At 72.0% G+C, this 16,644-nt stretch carries 17 protein-coding genes and 1 pseudogene; 5 read left to right on the top strand and 13 right to left on the bottom strand.

Annotation, left to right across the window (positions count from 1 at the left end; genetic code table 11):
- Positions 1-74: 74 nt before the first annotated feature.
- From RMT89_RS34045 to RMT89_RS34035, 3 genes are all read right to left on the bottom strand, one after another.
- Entirely contained in the window at positions 75-1,232 is a 1,158-nt protein-coding gene (locus RMT89_RS34045; protein ID WP_315887607.1) for an ROK family transcriptional regulator, read from the bottom strand.
- 122 nt (positions 1,233-1,354) lie between these two features.
- Positions 1,355-2,017: a response regulator transcription factor gene (locus RMT89_RS34040; protein WP_315887606.1), complete on the bottom strand. Its 663-nt coding sequence runs from the start codon at positions 2,015-2,017 to the stop codon at positions 1,355-1,357.
- 14 nt (positions 2,018-2,031) lie between these two features.
- Positions 2,032-3,186 carry a histidine kinase gene (locus RMT89_RS34035; protein WP_315887605.1) on the bottom strand — a complete coding sequence of 385 codons (1,155 nt, stop codon included), beginning with the start codon at positions 3,184-3,186 and terminating at the stop codon, positions 2,032-2,034.
- A 109-nt stretch (positions 3,187-3,295) separates the two neighbouring features.
- On the opposite strand from RMT89_RS34035, the gene RMT89_RS34030 reads away from it, so the two are divergent.
- The 3 genes from RMT89_RS34030 to RMT89_RS34020 are packed head-to-tail and all read left to right on the top strand — an operon-like array spanning position 3,296 to position 5,386.
- Positions 3,296-4,216 carry an ABC transporter ATP-binding protein gene (locus RMT89_RS34030; protein ID WP_315887604.1) on the top strand — a complete coding sequence of 307 codons (921 nt, stop codon included), beginning with the start codon at positions 3,296-3,298 and terminating at the stop codon, positions 4,214-4,216.
- 1 nt (position 4,217) lies between these two features.
- Positions 4,218-4,940 (top strand): ABC transporter permease, encoded by a 723-nt coding sequence (locus RMT89_RS34025; protein ID WP_315887603.1) that lies wholly within the window; start codon positions 4,218-4,220, stop codon positions 4,938-4,940.
- A gap of 56 nt (positions 4,941-4,996) precedes the next feature.
- Positions 4,997-5,386, top strand: a complete 390-nt coding sequence (locus tag RMT89_RS34020) for a hypothetical protein (RefSeq protein ID WP_315887602.1) — start codon at positions 4,997-4,999, stop codon at positions 5,384-5,386.
- Here the strand turns inward: RMT89_RS34020 and mug are convergent.
- From mug to RMT89_RS33980, 8 genes are all read right to left on the bottom strand, one after another.
- Positions 5,364-5,915, bottom strand: a complete 552-nt coding sequence (mug, locus tag RMT89_RS34015) for a G/U mismatch-specific DNA glycosylase (RefSeq protein WP_315887625.1) — start codon at positions 5,913-5,915, stop codon at positions 5,364-5,366. The two genes, RMT89_RS34020 and mug, sit on opposite strands and share 23 nt — an antisense overlap.
- Positions 5,912-7,354: an adenylosuccinate lyase gene (gene purB, locus RMT89_RS34010; RefSeq protein WP_315887601.1), complete on the bottom strand. Its 1,443-nt coding sequence runs from the start codon at positions 7,352-7,354 to the stop codon at positions 5,912-5,914. The genes mug and purB overlap by 4 nt, the downstream gene beginning before the upstream one ends.
- A gap of 59 nt (positions 7,355-7,413) precedes the next feature.
- Positions 7,414-8,202 (bottom strand): SGNH/GDSL hydrolase family protein, encoded by a 789-nt coding sequence (locus tag RMT89_RS34005; RefSeq protein ID WP_315887600.1) that lies wholly within the window; start codon positions 8,200-8,202, stop codon positions 7,414-7,416.
- A gap of 59 nt (positions 8,203-8,261) precedes the next feature.
- The gene (locus tag RMT89_RS34000; protein ID WP_315887599.1) at positions 8,262-9,275 is read right to left on the bottom strand and encodes a hemolysin family protein; all 1,014 of its coding nucleotides are present in this window, start codon (positions 9,273-9,275) and stop codon (positions 8,262-8,264) included.
- Complete coding sequence (locus RMT89_RS33995) at positions 9,272-10,618, bottom strand: hemolysin family protein (RefSeq protein ID WP_315887598.1); 1,347 nt, start codon at positions 10,616-10,618, stop codon at positions 9,272-9,274. The genes RMT89_RS34000 and RMT89_RS33995 overlap by 4 nt, the downstream gene beginning before the upstream one ends.
- A gap of 153 nt (positions 10,619-10,771) precedes the next feature.
- Positions 10,772-11,197, bottom strand: coding sequence for a GNAT family N-acetyltransferase (locus RMT89_RS33990; protein ID WP_315887597.1), 426 nt, complete (start codon positions 11,195-11,197; stop codon positions 10,772-10,774).
- Between the two features lie 59 nt (positions 11,198-11,256).
- A complete protein-coding gene (locus RMT89_RS33985; protein WP_315887596.1) occupies positions 11,257-13,824 on the bottom strand; it encodes an ABC transporter permease in 2,568 nt (855 codons plus the stop codon).
- A 4-nt stretch (positions 13,825-13,828) separates the two neighbouring features.
- A complete protein-coding gene (locus RMT89_RS33980; protein WP_315887595.1) occupies positions 13,829-14,677 on the bottom strand; it encodes an ABC transporter ATP-binding protein in 849 nt (282 codons plus the stop codon).
- A gap of 134 nt (positions 14,678-14,811) precedes the next feature.
- On the opposite strand from RMT89_RS33980, the gene RMT89_RS33975 reads away from it, so the two are divergent.
- On the top strand, positions 14,812-15,039 hold the full coding sequence (locus RMT89_RS33975) for an antitoxin (protein ID WP_315887594.1): 228 nt from the start codon (positions 14,812-14,814) through the stop codon (positions 15,037-15,039).
- A gap of 4 nt (positions 15,040-15,043) precedes the next feature.
- Entirely contained in the window at positions 15,044-15,418 is a 375-nt protein-coding gene (locus tag RMT89_RS33970) for a fic family toxin-antitoxin system, toxin component (protein ID WP_315887593.1), read from the top strand.
- Positions 15,419-15,483: 65 nt separating this feature from the next.
- Here the strand turns inward: RMT89_RS33970 and RMT89_RS33965 are convergent, their stop codons facing one another.
- Both RMT89_RS33965 and RMT89_RS33960 read right to left on the bottom strand, forming a co-directional pair.
- Complete coding sequence (locus tag RMT89_RS33965; protein WP_315887592.1) at positions 15,484-16,170, bottom strand: class I SAM-dependent methyltransferase; 687 nt, start codon at positions 16,168-16,170, stop codon at positions 15,484-15,486.
- Between the two features lie 90 nt (positions 16,171-16,260).
- Positions 16,261-16,644 (bottom strand): annotated as a pseudogene (locus tag RMT89_RS33960) (hypothetical protein); the annotation flags it as partial.

The following is a 16,644-nucleotide window of genomic DNA, read 5'->3' as shown; positions in this document are numbered from 1 at the left end:
ACTCTTCCGGGGCGCGGGGCGCGGGGCGCGGGGCGCGGGGCGCGGGGCGCGGGGCGCGGGGCGCGGGGCGACGGTCAACGGCGGGCCGTGACCGTCCCTTCCACCGCGAACAACTGCTCCTCCACATGGTCCAGCGCCAGCCGCAGCGCCCCCGTCGCGACGGCCGCCTCGCCGAGGAGGGACAGCGTGACCTTCGGCGGCCGCAGACAGTAGCGCGCCAACTCCCGGCGCAGCGGCTCCAGTACACCGTCCAGACCGGCCGCCCAGCCGCCCACGACGACCAGTTCCGGGTCGAGGGCCAGCACCAGGGCTGCCACGTCGTGGACGAGCCGCTGGATGAACCGCTCCACGGCAGCGCGGGCCCGCAGATCGCCCTCGCGCGCCTTGGCGAACACCTCCGCGACCGCCTGCTCGTCGAGCGGGTGCAGCGGCTCGTCCGTGGTGGACAGCAGGGTCTCCGGGGTCACCTCACGGCCCAGCAGATGCAGCGCGCCGATCTCTCCGGCCGCCCCGCCGTAGCCCCGGTGCAGCCGCCCGCCGATGAGTGAACCGGCGCCCGGGCTGAGCCCCGCCAGCACGAACACGATGTCGTCGGACTCGGTCGCGGCACCCTTCCAGTGCTCGGCGACCGCGGCGGCGTTGGCGTCGTTCTCGACCAGCACCGGGCACTTGAAGGACCGGCTCAGCCGTTCGCCCAGCGGCAGCCCCGACCACTGCGGCAGGGCCGTGCTCAGCCGTACCGTGCCGTCCGCCTCGACGATCCCGGGCGTCGCCGCTCCCACGGCCCGCAGCGAGCCGCGCGCCACCCCCGCCCGGCGCAGCAGCTCGGCGACCGCCATGCGCAGCTTCTCCAGCCGCTCGTCGGCGGTGGCCGTCTCCTCGACGTCCTTGGCAATGGAACCGAGCGCCCGGCCGTCGAGGTCGGACAGGAGCGCGGCGACCCGGTGCGGCCCGATGTCCAGGCCCAGCAGATGGCCGGCCTCGGCCCGGAACCGGTACCGCCGGGCCGGCCGCCCCTGGCGCCTCGCGACGCCCTCGTCGGCGGCCTTCTCGACGACGTAGCCCGCCGCGATGAGGTCCTCGACGACACCTTCGACGGTCGGCCGGGACAGTCCGGTCACCCGGGTGATCTCGGTCAGCGTCGCGCAGTCCGTGGCACGCAGCGCGTGCAGCACCACCGCGGAGTTGATCCTTCGCAACAGCGAGGGATCCCCGCCGGTCAGCCGCCCCACCGTCCGTCCTCCCAGCTCGTGCGCGTGTTGGCCGGATCGTACTCGGCCCGGCGGACCCCGGCGAGTGCCGGGCGACCGGCGGCCTACCGACCGGTCCGTCCAAGCCGCGCCGGGCAGGCGCTCTACCCCGGCGCCACGAACCCCGACTCGTACGCCGCGATCACCGCCTGCGTACGGTCCCGGGCCCCCAGCTTCGCCAGTACGGCGCTCACATGCGACTTCACCGTCTCCGTGCCGACCACCATCCGGGCCGCGATCTCCGCGTTGGACAGCCCGCGCGTCATCAGCCGCAGCACCTCCGCCTCCCGCTCGGTCAGCCGGGCCCGCTCCAGCGCGGCACGCGCGGCGGGGTTGCCACCGTCCTCGCCGTGCTCGGCGGCGAGCTGCCGCACCGACGCGGGGAACAGCAGCGACTCGCCCTCCGCCACCAGCCGCACCGCGTGCACGATCTCGGCGGGCCGGGCCCGCTTCAGCAGAAACCCGTCGGCCCCGGCCCGCAGCGCCTCGTAGACGTACTCGTCGTTCTCGAACGTCGTCACCACGAGGATCTTCGGCGGTTCGTCGACCGTCCGCAGCACCGCGCGCGTGGCCTCGATCCCGTCCAGCAGCGGCATCCGTACGTCCATCGCGACCACGTCCGGCCGCAGACTGCGTACCAGTGGGATCACCGCCGCCCCGTCGGCGGCCTCCCCGACGACCTCGATGTCCGGCTGCGCGTCCAGAACGGCCCGCAGGCCCGCGCGTACGAGGGGTTCGTCGTCGACGAGGAGAACGGTGACCGGCATCCGGCCAGCGTAGATCAGCGCAACGGCAGCTCGACGTGCACCTGCCAGTCACCGTCGGCGGGGCCGGTCCGCGTCCGCCCGCCGAGCAGGGCGGCCCGCTCACGTATGCCCCGCAGCCCACCGCCCCGGCCGGGTCCGGGTATCTCGGCCGTCAGCGGATTGCGCACCTCCAGAACGAGGGCGCGGTCCGTGACGTCGACGCGTATCCCGGCGGGCACGGGTCCCGCGTGCCGCAGCACATTGGTCAGCGACTCCTGGAGGATGCGGTACCCCTCGCGCGAGACCGGTCCGGGCACGGTGTCCAGCGGACCGGTGATCTCCGCGTCGACCTTCGCCCCGGTGGCGCGGGCGCACTCCAGCAGCCGGCCGGCGTCCACCAGGGTGGGCCTGCTGCTCGCGGGCCGGTCCGACTCCCGGAGGATGCCCAGTACGCGCTCCAGATCCTCCAGCGCGGCCCGGCCGGTCTCCTCGATGGCCTCCAGGGCCCGGTCGGTGAACGCCGGATCGCCCGCCGCCCGCGCGGCGCCCGCCTGGCCGACGGCGACGGTCAGGGCGTGACCGATGGAGTCGTGCAGCTCACGGGCGATGCGGTGGCGCTCCAGCAGTTGCTCGGTGCGCTCCTCCAAGGCGGCGAGCCGCTCGGCGGCCGACGGGCCGAGCAGCCGCCGGGCGACGGCGGTGACCAGTTCCCCGAGGCCGACCACGACGCCGTACAGCACGACGAGCGGGAGCGGCGCCAACAGGGCGTACATCCAGTGCGGTTGCACATCCCGCAGCACCGGGGTGTCGCCGGGATGCCCGCCGATCGCGACCTGCACCAGCTCGAACACGAGGATGGGCAGCCAGATGGTGGCGAACATCGCCACCGCACCCAGCACCATGCGCGCCTGAAGCCACAGCACGGTGCGCAGCCGGTCCCGCCAGTTCGTCGACGGCTTCACGGAGATGACCGACTCTTCGTCGCCCGGCATCAGCAGCAGCCGCGCCTGCACGCCCTCACCCCTGCGGACCGCCGGGATCAGACCGACCGGGAGCAGCACCAGCGCCGGCACCCAGGGAGTCGACGGGTCGATGAACATCCACACGCTGACGATCAGCATCGGCACCCACAGATGCAGCAGGCGTGTGTACGTCGTCCCCCGGAGCAGCGGGCGCAGGAAGCGGACCATTTCGCCATCGTGCCAGCCGCCACTGACAACGGACTTCCCCCGCACGGGGGAGGGGACCTCCACGCGCGGGGGAGGCCCCGGCGCCCCGCGAAGAGCCACGCTGCATGCCATGACCAGCATCGAAGTGCAAGCCCTCACCAAGGAATACGGCACCCGCCGAGCCGTGGACCACCTCACCTTCAGCGTGCTCCCCGGCCGTGTCACCGGCTTCCTCGGCCCGAACGGCGCCGGGAAGTCCACCACCATGCGGCTCGTCCTCGGCCTCGACCGGCCGACCTCCGGCACCGCCACGGTCGGCGGCCGCCCCTACGCCGGCCTCCACGCACCCCTGCGCCAGGTGGGCGCCTTGCTCGACCCGCAGGCCGCGCACGGCTCCCGCACCGGCCGCGACCACCTGCGCACCCTCGCCGCCACCAACCGCATCCCGCGCGCCCGGGTCGAGGAGGCGCTGGAGGAGACGGGGCTCGCCTCGGTCGCGGGCCGCCGGGTGAAGACGTACTCCCTGGGTATGCGCCAGCGCCTCGGGATCGCCGCCGCCCTGCTGGGCGACCCCGAGGTGATCATGCTGGACGAGCCGTCCAACGGCCTGGACCCCGAAGGCATCATCTGGATCCGCCGGTTGCTGCGCCGGCTCGCCCAGGAAGGGCGCACCGTCCTGGTCTCCAGTCATCTCATGAACGAGACCGCCGCCTTCGCCGACCACCTCGTCGTCCTCGGCCGAGGGCGACTTCTGGCCGACACCCCGCTGCGGGAGTTCATCCACGCGCGCGTGGAGCCGAGCGTGCGGATCCGCACCACGGATCCCACCGCCCTCAAGGCCGCCCTCGCCCCGCACGGCCACGACGCCGCCGAGCACACGGACGGGCACTGGACGGTGCGCCACGCGCGGGTGGACGAGATCGGCCGGATCGTCTCCGCCGCGGGCGTCCCCCTCCTCGAACTGGCCGCGCAAGAGGGCACGTTGGAGCAGGCCTATCTGTATCTGACGTCGGACGAAGCCGAGTTCACCGCATCCCCGAAGGAGGCCTGACATGGCGTTCGCACCCGCCCTCCACGCCGAGTGGCTGAAGATCCGGACTCTGCGCTCCCTGACCGGGACGCTTCTGGCGCTGTTCGCCGCGACGACGGCGTTCTCGGCCCTGGCCGGAGCCGAGACCGCGGAGCCGGACCTCGACCCGCTCTTCACGGCGCTGTCCGGAGTCCTGCCCGGCCAGATCGTGGCGATCAGCTTCGGCGCGATGGCCGTCTCGGCCGAGTACCACGGGGGCGCCCTCAGGCTGTCGCTGTCCGCGGTTCCGCGGCGCGGACAGTGGTTCGCGGTCAAGGTGACGGCGATCGCCGTACCCGCCCTGATCGTGGGACTGGCCACCACCCTCGCCGCCTTCGCGGTGGGACGCGCCGGACTCGGTGACGCGGCGAACGGCCTCAGCACGGGCGAACAGATACGCGGCGTCCTGGGATCCGTGCTCTACCTCACGCTGATGGCGCTGTTCGCGGCCGGACTCACGGCCCTGCTGCGCAGCGCCGTGGCCACGCTCTCGCTGCTGATCCCGTTCGTGCTCGTCGTCTCCTTCGTCATCGGCGACGCGGCCGGCGGCGCCACCGGCTTCCTGCCCGACAAGGCGGGTCAGGTGGTCCTGTACGAGACGTACGACGGCACGCTCGGTCCGTGGTCGGGGCTCGCGGTGACCGCGCTGTGGACGGCGGCGGCCCTCGTGGCGGGGGCGTGGAGTGTCCGACGGCGGGATGCCTGACCGATCGTCGACTGACGCCCCGCCAAATGTCAGTGGCGACCGGTTTACTGGATCACATGGACATCGCGAAGGACCTCGCCCTGATCGACGGGCTCCGCACCCGGGTGATTCCCGACGCGGAGCCCGGCGAAGACGGCTACCGCCAAGCCGTCTTAGGGCTGCGCCCATGGCAGAGCGCGGAGGACTGCTACGCCTACGAGGCGGCCCTGGCCGAGCGGTTGACCGAACGGTGGGGAGAGCCGTCGCGGTGGGGCCCCACCACGCTCGTCGAGCGCGGCGCACGTGGTGAGCGAATACCCGAGCCGTGGGCGTGGCTCAGCGACTGGGCGACCGAACTGCTCACGTGGGAAGCGTCCGGACGCTGGGTCACCATGACGGTCATCGACGGGGACAGCGAGGAACTGCCCCAGGTGTACGTCGTGGTCACGACGACGGATCCGCCGTGACCCGCAGCCGCGCGAACTCCTCCGCCATCGTCCGAGCCGTCCAATGCGCGTTCAGCCCGCTCGGGTTGGGCAGCACCCACACCCGGGTGTCCCCGATCGTCCGCTCCTGCGGTCCCACCTGGGCCTTGCGGTCGTCGAAGGCCGCGCGGTAGGCGGTCACCCCCACCACCGCCAGCCAGCCCGGCCGCAGCCTGCCGACCTTCGCTGCCAGCAGCCGCCCGCCCTCCCGGTACTCCTCGGCACCCAGCTCGTCCGCGCGAGCCGTCGCCCGCGCCACCACATTGGTGATGCCGAGCCCGTATGACAGCAACTCCCCCTGCTCCGACGGCTTCAGCAGCCTCGGAGTGAAACCGGACAGGTGCAGCACCGGCCAGAAGCGGTTGCCCGGACGGGCGAAGTGGTGGCCCGTGGCGGCCGTCATCAGCCCGGGGTTGATGCCGCAGAACAGCACGCGGAGGCCGTCCGCGACGACGTCCGGTACGAGACGGTCGCGAGCGGCCTCCAGCTCCGCGGCAGTGAAGCGCGTCAGAGGATGGCTCCGGGGGTGTAACCGGCCGCCTCCGGACGCTGCTTGACGATCTCCTCGATACGGCCCACGACGGCGGCCACCTGGTCGGCGGCGGCGCCCGTGAAGGACAGCTTGTCGGCCATGAGCGCGTCGAGCCCGGCACGGTCCAGCGGGATCCGCTCGTCCGCGGCCAGCTTGTCGAGCAGCTCGTTGCGCTCGGCGCCCTGCTCACGCATGGCGAGCGCGGAGGCGACGGCGTTCTCCTTGATCGCCTCGTGCGCGACCTCACGGCCCACGCCCGCGCGCACCGCGCCCATCAGCACCTTGGTGGTGGCGAGGAACGGCAGGTAGCGGTCCAGCTCACGGGCGACGACGGCCGGGAAGGCGCCGAACTCGTCGAGGACGGTCAGGAACGTCTCCAGCAGACCGTCCAGCGCGAAGAAGGCGTCCGGCAGCGCGACCCGGCGCACCACCGAGCAGGACACGTCGCCCTCGTTCCACTGGTCGCCCGCCAGCTCGCCGGTCATCGAGGCGTACCCGCGCAGGATGACCATCAGGCCGTTGACACGCTCGCAGGAACGGGTGTTCATCTTGTGCGGCATCGCGGACGAGCCGACCTGGCCCGGCTTGAAGCCCTCGGTGACCAGCTCGTGCCCGGCCATCAGGCGGATCGTCTTGGCCAGCGAGGACGGCGCCGCCGCCAGCTGCACCAGCGCGGTGACGACCTCGTAGTCGAGCGAGCGCGGGTAGACCTGGCCGACCGAGGTGAAGGCCTGCGAGAAGCCGAGGTGCCCGGCGATGCGCTGCTCCAGCTCCGCGAGCTTGGCGGCGTCCCCGCCGAGCAGGTCCAGCATGTCCTGCGCGGTGCCGACCGGGCCCTTGATCCCGCGCAGCGGGTAGCGGCCGAGGAGCTCCTCGACGCGGCCGTAGGCCACGAGCAGTTCGTCGGCGGCGGTCGCGAACCGCTTGCCGAGGGTGGTGGCCTGCGCGGCGACGTTGTGCGAGCGGCCGGCCATGACCAGCTCGCCGTACTCGCCCGCGAGCTTGCCGAGGCGCGCGAGGACCGCCACGGTGCGGTCGCGCATCAGCTCCAGCGAGAGCCGGATCTGGAGCTGCTCGACGTTCTCCGTCAGGTCGCGCGAGGTCATGCCCTTGTGCACGTGCTCGTGCCCGGCGAGGTCGTTGAACTCCTCGATCCGCGCCTTCACATCGTGCCGGGTGACCTTCTCGCGCTCGGCGATGGCGGCCAGGTCGACGGTGTCGAGGACCCGCTCGTAGTCGGCGAGCGCCTGGTCCGGCACCTCGATCCCGAGGTCCTTCTGGGCCCGCAGCACGGCGAGCCAGAGCTGACGCTCCAGCTTCACCTTCTGCTCGGGGGACCAGAGCGTGGCGAGCTCGGTGGAGGCGTAGCGTCCGGCGAGGACGTTCGGGATGCGGGGCTTGGCGGGCGCTGAAGTCACGTGTACGGATTCTACTGGCGGTTTGTGCAGGCCAGCGCCACCGGGTGGTTTGGCGGAACCTACGAAACGGTTTCCGGACCCTCGTACGGCAGCAGCTCGGGCCGCTTCGGCGGCAGGCCGTCGCCGGAGGAGCGCCCGGTCAGCCGTCGGCCTATCCACGGCAGCAGGTGCTGCCGGGCGAACCGGACGTCCGTGACCCGTCGGCTGACCCAGCCGGGCGGCAGCGGGGCGGGCGGCGGAGTGCGCCACTCCGGGTCCTCCGGCTCGTAGCCGAGCGTCTGCCACACGGCCTCCGCGACCCGGCGGTGGCCCTCGGCGGACAGGTGCAGCCGGTCCACGTCCCACAGGCGCGGATCCCCGAGCGACGGGGCGCCGTAGAGGTCGACGACGAGTGCGCCGTGCCGCTCGGCCAGGTCCTCGACGCAGACGAACAGCTCCTCCATACGCGGCCGGAACCGCTCCAGCACCGGGCCCTGACGACCCGGGCTGCGCATCAGCACCAGCTGCTTGCAGGAGGGCGCGAGGCGCTCCACGGCCTCCTCCAGCAGCCCGCGCACCCTGCCCATGTCGCACTTGGGCCGCAGGGTGTCGTTCAGACCGCCGACCAGCGTCACCACGTCGGCCTCCATGGCCGCCGCGACCTCGATCTGCTCCTCGACGATCTGCCCGATCAGCTTGCCCCGCACCGCGAGGTTGGCGTACCGGAAGCCGGGCGACCGGGCCGCCATCCGCGCGGCGAGGAGATCGGCCCAGCCCCGGTAGGAACCGTCCGGGAGCAGGTCCGACATGCCTTCGGTGAAGGAGTCGCCGACGGCGACCAGGCTGGTGTGTGCGGGGTTCGTCTGCATGGCGGGAAAATGGTATCCCGAGGCGCATACCCGTCGGTCGGTCGCCCCGGGATCCCCTGTCAGGCCCGCTGCCCGAACAGCTCCCGCAGCACGTCCTCCATGGTCACCAGGCCCGACAGCCGCCCGTCGTCCCCGAGCACCGCCGCGAGATGCGTACGGCTGCCCCGCATCGCGGTGAGCACGTCGTCCAGCCGTGTGCTCTCCCGCACGCGCGCGATGGGCCGCATGTCCGGCACCCGGAACGGCAGATCCCGCGGTGAGGCGTCCAGCGCGTCCTTCACATGGAGATAGCCGACGATCCGGCGGCCCTCGTCCACCACCGGGAACCGGGAGAACCCGGACTCGGCCGACAGGCCCTCCAGCTCCTCCGGCGTGACGCCCACGCGCGCGTAGACGACGCGTTCCAGCGGGAGCACGACGTCCCGCACAGGTCGGCGGCCCAGTTCCAGGGCGTCGTGCAGCCGCTCCCGGGCGCGGTCGTCGATCAGGCCGGCCTCGCCCGAGTCCCGCACCAGACGCGCCAGCTCCGCGTCCGAGAAGGTCGCGGTGACCTCGTCCTTGGTCTCCACGCGCAACAGCTTCAGCAGGGTGTTCGCGAAGGCGTTGATGGTGAAGATCACCGGGCGCAGTCCGCGGGCCACGGTCACCAGGGGCGGCCCGAGCAGCAGCGCGCTGCGCACCGGCTCCGCCAGCGCGATGTTCTTCGGCACCATCTCGCCGAGCAGCATGTGCAGATACGTCGCCAGGGACAGCGCGATCACGAAGGACACCGCGCGCCCCGCGCCCGCCGGCACGCCCAGCGCGTGGAACACCGGCTCCAGCAGATGCTCGATGGCCGGCTCCGCGACCACACCCAGGACCAGCGTGCACAGCGTGATGCCGAGCTGGGCCGCGGCCATCAGCGCGGACACGTGCTCCAGACCCCACAGCACACTCTTGGCACGCCGGTCGCCCTGCTCGGCGTACGGCTCGATCTGGCTGCGGCGCACCGAGATCAGCGCGAACTCGGCGCCGACGAAGAAGGCGTTGACGACGAGGGTCGCCAGGCCGATCAGCAACTGGATCGCGGTCACAGCGTCTCCCCCTTGTCGTCGAGGCCGTCCATGGCGTCGTCGAGCGGCGCGTGCATCAGCACCCGCGCCGCCCGGTGCCCCGAGGCGTCCGTGACGTCCAGCCGCCACCCGGCGACCTGCACCCGGTCACCGACCTCGGGGATCCGGCCGAGCTCGGTCGCCACGAGTCCGGCGAGCGTCTCGTACGGCCCCTCGGGCGCCCGTAGACCCACCCGTGCGAGCTGGTCGACGCGGGCCGAGCCGTCGGCCGAGAACAGGGCCCGGCCGGAGTCGTCGCTGCCGGCGGGGGCCAGGTCGGGCGTCTCGTGCGGGTCGTGCTCGTCACGCACCTCGCCGACGACCTCCTCGACGATGTCCTCCAGCGTGGCCACGCCCGCGGTACCGCCGTACTCGTCGATCACGACGGCCATGGTGCGCTTGCCGGAGAGCCGGTCCAGCAGCCGGTCGACGGTGAGCGTCTCCGGCACGAGCAGCGGTTCACGCATCAGCTCGGCGACCCGCACCCGGCGCCGCAGCTCGGCGGGCACGGCCAGGACGTCCTTGATGTGCGCGGTGCCCACGACCGAGTCGAGGCCACCGCGGTAGACGGGGAACCGGGACAGGCCGGTCGCGCGCGTGGCGTTCGCGACGTCCTCACAGGTCGCCGACGCCTCCAGGGCGATGACCTGCACACGCGGCGTCATCACGTTCTCCGCGGTCAGGTCCGCGAGGTTCAGGGTCCGCACGAAGAGTTCGGCGGTGTCCGCCTCCAGGGCGCCCTGCTTGGCGGAGTGCCGGGCGAGCGCCGCCAGCTCCTGGGGCCCGCGCGCGGAGGCCAGCTCCTCGGCGGGGTCCACGCCGAAGCGGCGGACGATCCGGTTGGCGGAGTTGTTCAGGTGGGTGATGAAGGGGCGGAAGGCGGCGCTGAACCAGCGCTGCGCATTGCCCACCCGCTTGGCGACGGCCAGCGGCGAGGAGATCGCCCAGTTCTTCGGCACCAGCTCGCCGACGACCATCAGGACCACCGTGGACAGCGCGGTGCCGATCACCAGGGCGATCGAACTCGCCGTGGAGCGCGGGACACCCAGTGACTCCAGCGGCCCCGCGAGCAGCCGCGCGATGGACGGCTCCGCGAGCATGCCGACCACCAGGTTGGTGACGGTGACGCCGAGCTGTGCGCCGGAGAGCTGGAACGTCAGATTCCGTGCGGCCTTCAAGGCCCCGGAGGCGCCCCGCTCGCCGCGTTCCACGGCCGCTTCGAGCTCGCCGCGCTCGACGGTGGTGAGCGAGAACTCGGCGGCGACGAAGGCACCACAGGTCAGCGAGAGCAGGAACGCCACCAGCAGCAGGAGCACTTCGGTCATCGGGTCACCTCCGTCCCATGATCGGACAGCGTGGGAAGGAGCGCGCGATGTCGCGTACTGGGAGGCTCGCCCATGGGCGGACGCTCACACACCTTTCATTCGAGGGCCTTGAACACAGTGGGTCCTCCAAGGGTAAAGGACGAGCAAAGGCGGTCAGTCGGTGAGGGGCTTGACCCAGCGCCGCCAGTGCTCCTCGGGGGCGTATCCCGCCGCGCGCCACGCGTGCTGCGCCCGTTCGTTGCGCTGGAGCACCATGGCGTCCCCGCGCCGGCCGCCGAGTCCGACGAAGCGCTCCTCGGCGGCCGCGAGCAGCGCCGTGCCGATGCCCTGGCGACGACGGGCCGGGTGCACCGCGAGCCGGTAGAGGTGGCAGCGCCAGCCGTCGAAGCCCGCGATCACCGTGCCGACCAGGTAACCGTCGCGTTCGGCCAGGATCAGCGCCTCGGGGTCGCGCACGACCAGGCGCTCCACTCCGTCCCGGTCGTCGCTGATGCTGGTGCCCTCGGCGGCGGTCTTCCAGAAGGCCAGCACGGTGTCGAGATCCTGGGGCCCGGCTGGCCGTATCCGCAGTTCGGTCATGCGGTGATCACATCACGCGGGACAGAAGGGCCGGCTTGAATTCCGGCATCCGGACGGGGTCATTCATGCGCGATGGCCGCCAGCACGTTCATGCGCGAGGCGCGCAGCGCGGGCAGCAGGGCCGCCACGATGCCCACCACCGCCGAGCCGATCACCACCGCGACGATCGTGCCCCAGGGGATCGCCAGCGCGTTCATGCCCTGCAGGGCCAGCACCTGCTGGGTGCACACGCCCCACACCAGGCCGAGCGCGAGTCCCAGCACGGCCCCGAACACCGCGATCACCACCGACTCCAGCCGGATCATCCGGCGCAGTTGGACCCGGGACAGGCCGATCGCCCGCAGCAGCCCGATCTCCCGGGTCCGTTCCACGACCGACAGGGCGAGGGTGTTGACCACGCCGAGCACCGCGATGACGATCGCAAGACCGAGCAGCGCGTACACCAGGTACAGCAGAACGGCGATCTGGTCGCGCACCAACTGCTTGTAGTCGGCCAGGTCCCGGACCTGCACCTGCGGATACGGGTCGAGCGTCTTCTCCAGGTTCGCGCGCAGGTCGTCGGCGCTTGTGCCGGAGGCCGCGTTGACGTACACCGCGGACTCCTGGCCGCCCGGTGCGTACCGCTCCAGCGTGCCCAGGCCGACGTACATTCCGCCCTGGGTGCCGAACCCGTCGGCGGAGTCCTGGTCGGTCAGTGCCGCCACCGTCAGCTCGGCCGTGCGCCCGCCCTGGAACTCGATGGGGATCGTGCTGCCGACGCGCACCCCGTGGTCCTGCGCGAAGTCGCGGTCCATGGCCATGCGCCCGTCGGCCAGCGCGGCGGCCGTATCGCCTTGCGCGTAGGTGATGTTGGCGACTTCGTCGAGCGGTGGTTCGTAGCCCGCGGCGGTCGTCTCGACGCGGTCGCCGTCGGGGAGCCGTGCCGCGATCGGCGCGAGCTGGGAGCGCACGAGAAGACCGACGCCCTCGGTGTCGCGCACCTTCTCGGTGATCTCCCGCGGGAAGGGCACGAAGTTCGTGTTCTGTACGACGAAGTCGGCGCCCAGCGTCTTGTCGATCTGCTCGTCGAACGACTTGGTCATGGACGCGCTCGCCACGGACATCCCGCCGACCAGCGCGAGCCCCACCATCAGCGCGGCCGCGGTGGCCCCCGTACGGCGTGGATTGCGCAGGGCGTTGCGCTGGCTCATCCGGCCGATCGAGCCGAACAGGGCGGGGAACGCCCCGCCCAGGACCCGGATCACCGGCCGGACCAGCAGCGGTCCCGCGATGACGGTCGCGATCAGGGTCAGAAGCACGCCGAGGCCGAGCAGGGAGGCGGCCGAGGAGGTCTGGGAGGCGGTGGCGCATCCCACGAGCGCCGCCGCGCCGAGCGCTCCGACGACCGTGCCCAGCACCGCGCGCACCCGCAGCGGCCGGCCCACCCCGGCGATCTCGGCGTCCGCCAGCGCCGCCATCGGGGAGACGGCCGCCGCGCGCCGGGCCGGGAGGTAGGCCGCGACGAAGGTGACGCCGAGGCCGACGACGTACGCCGAAACCGGTGTCGCCCAGCCGATCACCATGTCCGCGGAGCGGATGTTCATGCCCAGCAGGCCCATCAGCTCTATCAGCCCGATGGCAAGCCCGATGCCGGTGGCCAGCCCCAGCGAGGCGCCGACCAGGCCCAGCAGGAAGGCCTCGGTGAGGACCGAGCGCCGCACCTGGCGACGGTCCGCGCCGAGCGCGCGCAGCAGGCCCAGCTCGCGGGTGCGCTGGGCGATCAGCATCGAGAAGGTGTTGACGATCAGGAACACCCCGACCAGCACGGCGACCCCGGCGAAGCCGAGCATCACGTACTTGATGATGTCGAGGAATCCGCCGAGCTGTTCGACGTCCGACTCGGCCTGCTCGTCGGCCGTGCGGAAGTCGTAGGTGTCCGCGCCGAGCGCGGCGGCCACCCGCTGCTTGAGCTGGGGGTCGCTGACGCCCTCCGCGGCGTCGACGGAGATGCTGGTGGCGGCGTCCGCGTCGCCCAGCAGCCGGGTCTGCGCGGTCGGGGTGTCGAAGAAGATCAGCGCGGCACCGGGGTTGGTGGTGGTGAAGGTGACGACGCCGACGACCTCGACCTTGAACGAGCCGGGCGCGGCGATGACGCTGAGCGTGTCACCGATGCCCACATCCTTGTTGTCGGCGGTGTCCGCGTCGATCAGCACCTGGTCCGGGCCCTCGGGGGCGTGACCGGAGGTCAGCTCGACCGGACTGCGCTCGGTGGGGTTCCAGTTGGTGCCGATGGTGGGGGCGCCGGTGGTGGGCCCGACGGACTCGTTGTCCTCGTCGGCGACGGTGATGCCCTCCACGTCGACGTCCAGACGGACGGTCTCGGCGCCCTCGACCTTGGCCGCGCGGTCCACCAGGGCGGCCGGCAAAGTGGGCGTGAACCCGGAGGGCAGCGCCTCGTCGAGGTTCTCCTTCGGGCTGACCGTGACATCGGCCGCGGTCGAGGCGAACAGACGGTCGAAGGTACGGCTGACCGTGTCCGAGAAGATCAGGCTGCCCGCGACGAACGCGACGGAAAGGATCACCGCGAGGGCGGAGAGCAGCAGCCGTCCCTTGTGGGCGAGGAAGCTGCGCAGAGTCGCCTTGAGCACCGGGTCAGTCCTCCTCGACGACGCTGTCGGCGGCGCCGCGGATCACATCGAAGCCGGGGGTCTGGGGGTTTCCCCCAGTGAAAAGGCGCATCCGCTCCAGCACCGCCTCCGCGGTGGGACGGGCCATCTCATCGACGATCCGTCCGTCCCCGAGGAAGAGCACCAGGTCGGAGTGGGCGGCGGCGCCTGGGTCGTGGGTGACCATGACGACGGTCTGGCCGAGCTGGTCCACGGCGTCCCGCAGAAAGCCGAGCACCTCAAGACCGGCCCGCGAGTCCAGGTTCCCGGTGGGCTCGTCGGCGAAGATCAGCTCGGGCCGGGAGGCGAGGGCGCGGGCGCAGGCGACGCGCTGCTGCTGGCCGCCGGAGAGCTGAGCGGGCCGGTGCTTGAGGCGGTCCCGCAGGCCGAGTGTGTCGATGACCTGGTCCAGCCACTTCTCGTCGGGCTTCTTGCCGGCGATGTCCATGGGCAGCGTGATGTTCTCGGCGGCGTTCAGCGTCGGGATGAGGTTGAAGGACTGGAACATGAACCCGATGCGGTCCCGGCGCAGCCGCGTCAGCTCGCGCTCCTTGAGGCCCGTGATCTCGGTGTCGCCGAGCCACACCTGACCGGCCGAGACGTTGTCGAGCCCGGCGAGACAGTGCATCAGCGTCGACTTCCCGGATCCCGAGGGGCCCATGACCGCGGTGAAGCGGCCGCGCGCGATGTCCACGTCCACCGCGTCCAGGGCCAGCACCGTCGTCTCGCCGGAGCCGTACGCCTTGGTCAGACCGCGGGCCCGGGCCGCGATCCCGTCGGCCGAGTCGTGCACCGGAGCAGGGGTGGACAAGGCTGCCTCCTCGATCCTGGACATCGCGACTTCCTTGTCAGGCCCCCGAGCGTAGTGTGACCGGGCGCACACCGGACATCCTTCTGGGGTCCGAGCCGGTCTCCACCCCAGGAATGACCCCCTTGCTTCTGCTAGCGTCTCGGCGCTAGCTTCGATACATGGCGAAGACTCAGCTGAACGTCCGCGTGGACGAGGGAACCGCCCGCGCGGCCCGCGAACGCGCCCTCGCGCGCGGGATGAGCGTCAACCGCTACATCGAGGAACTGGTCCGCAAGGACACCGGCGAGGTCGGCCACACCTTCGTGGAGGCCGCCGCCGACTTCATGAAGCAGTACGAGTCCGTGTTCGCCGATGAGTTCGGCGCCGAGCGCGAAGGCCGTCGCTGATCCGTTGAGCAATCTCAGGATCGACCTCGCCTGGCTGCTGATGCTCGCCGAACAGAACACCCCCGGTGACCCACAGGTCACCGACTGGGGTGCGCTGATCGCCGCCGTCGCCCGCCACGAGGCCGGGATATTCGACGTCCCCGTCTACGACACCCCGTACGCCCGCGCCGCCGCGCTGCTCCAACTGCTCATCCACGTCCCGGCGTTGGAGCGCTCCAACGCCCTGTTCGCCTCCGCCGTGGCGTACGCCTATCTGGTCGCCGGCGGCCTGAAGGTCGCCACCTCACCGGAGCAGGTCCGCGACCTGGCCCGGCTGGTCAAGAGCGGCGAGGCCACGGTGCAGGACATCGCGGACGAGCTGCGGGGTTGGTGCGAGTGATCAGCCTTGACCACCGTAATCAGCCTTGACCGCGTCAGCCGCGCAATCAGTCTTGGACCGCCTGATCAGTCCTTGACCGCGGGCCGCCACGCCGTGCCCAGCACGCAGTACGACGTCGGCAGCGTCGGCCCCTTCTCCGGGATCAGGATCCGCCGGTAGGGGCCGAGTTCGAACCCGGCGTCGCGCAGGGACGCGACCGGCTCCCGGCCGACATGGCAGCCGCCGCTCACCAGGGGCCACACCGTCCGGTCCAGGGCCCGCTGCGTGAAGGTCATCACGCGTCCGCCGCCCCGGCCGTGCTCCAGGAACCGCACGACACCGCCGGGCCGCAGCACCCGCCGGATCTCCGACAGCGCGCGCGGCACATCGCGGACGCTGCACAGCACCAGTGAGACCACCGCCGCGTCGAACGCCTCGCTCTTGACCGGCAGGGCCTCCGCCGCGCCGGGCACCACATCGACCGGCACCTCGGAGCGCATGGCCGCGTCCACGGCCAGCTGCCGCAGCACCCGCTCCGGCTCGATCGCCACGACCTCCGAGACGGTGCCCGGATAGTGGGCGAAGTTCAGACCGTTGCCGGCGCCGATCTCGATGACCCGTCCGGACAGACCGGCGAGCATGCGGTCGCGCAGGGCCCCGATGCCCAGCTTCGTCTCGGCGTTCACACTGAGGCGGGCGTAGTAGCGGGCGAACAGCGGATGGTGCACGGCATCCCGCGGCACCTTGCGTGTGCCGACGGACCGAAGCGGCATGGGGACCTCCGGGGCAGGACGGGCCATACCCCGATTGTCCCCCGGACCGCCCCCGCGCACCCCCGCTGTGCGCCCCTGAGGCCTTTCGGCTCAGGCGATGAAGTCGCGCACCTGTGCGTAGACGCCGTAGTCGTTGTTCATGTCGGTGCCCGAAACGCAGCCGACCTCGACGTTGGTGGCGCCGCTGAGGATCGCGGTGGTGTCCGGTGGGCCGGCCGCCCCCGCGCCGGCGAGGCCGCCGTGGCCGACGCCCTGTGGCAGGCCCACGCCACCGGCCAGGACAACGGCGCCTGCCATCTCCAGGCCGCCCTCGCCATGTTCGCCGCGCTCACCGGCGACACGGACGTCTGCCGTGAATGGGCCGCCACAGCTCGGTCGTACGGCCTCGCCCATGGCGGCCTGCCATCTCCAGGCCGCCCTCGCCATGTTCGCCGCGCTCACCGGCGACACGGACGTCTGCCGTGAATGGGCCGC

The organism is Streptomyces sp. P17, from assembly GCF_032436805.1.
Lineage (GTDB): Bacteria > Actinomycetota > Actinomycetes > Streptomycetales > Streptomycetaceae > Streptomyces.
The sequence above is the reverse complement of the archived record's forward strand: the minus strand, read 5'-3'. Positions and strand labels throughout refer to the sequence as shown.

What these genes read in the sequence shown, in the direction of transcription:
- RMT89_RS34005 (WP_315887600.1), bottom strand. Translation starts at nt 8,202, where the DNA reads ATGCAGACGAACCCCGCACACACCAGCCTGGTCGCCGTCGGCGACTCC.
- RMT89_RS34025 (WP_315887603.1), top strand. Translation starts at nt 4,218, where the DNA reads ATGGCGTTCGCACCCGCCCTCCACGCCGAGTGGCTGAAGATCCGGACT.
- RMT89_RS34035 (WP_315887605.1), bottom strand. Translation starts at nt 3,186, where the DNA reads ATGGTCCGCTTCCTGCGCCCGCTGCTCCGGGGGACGACGTACACACGC.
- RMT89_RS33965 (WP_315887592.1), bottom strand. Translation starts at nt 16,170, where the DNA reads ATGCCGCTTCGGTCCGTCGGCACACGCAAGGTGCCGCGGGATGCCGTG.
- RMT89_RS33990 (WP_315887597.1), bottom strand. Translation starts at nt 11,197, where the DNA reads ATGACCGAACTGCGGATACGGCCAGCCGGGCCCCAGGATCTCGACACC.
- RMT89_RS34040 (WP_315887606.1), bottom strand. Translation starts at nt 2,017, where the DNA reads ATGCCGGTCACCGTTCTCCTCGTCGACGACGAACCCCTCGTACGCGCG.
- RMT89_RS34030 (WP_315887604.1), top strand. Translation starts at nt 3,296, where the DNA reads ATGACCAGCATCGAAGTGCAAGCCCTCACCAAGGAATACGGCACCCGC.
- RMT89_RS33975 (WP_315887594.1), top strand. Translation starts at nt 14,812, where the DNA reads ATGGCGAAGACTCAGCTGAACGTCCGCGTGGACGAGGGAACCGCCCGC.
- RMT89_RS33995 (WP_315887598.1), bottom strand. Translation starts at nt 10,618, where the DNA reads ATGACCGAAGTGCTCCTGCTGCTGGTGGCGTTCCTGCTCTCGCTGACC.
- RMT89_RS34020 (WP_315887602.1), top strand. Translation starts at nt 4,997, where the DNA reads ATGGACATCGCGAAGGACCTCGCCCTGATCGACGGGCTCCGCACCCGG.
- RMT89_RS33980 (WP_315887595.1), bottom strand. Translation starts at nt 14,677, where the DNA reads ATGTCCAGGATCGAGGAGGCAGCCTTGTCCACCCCTGCTCCGGTGCAC.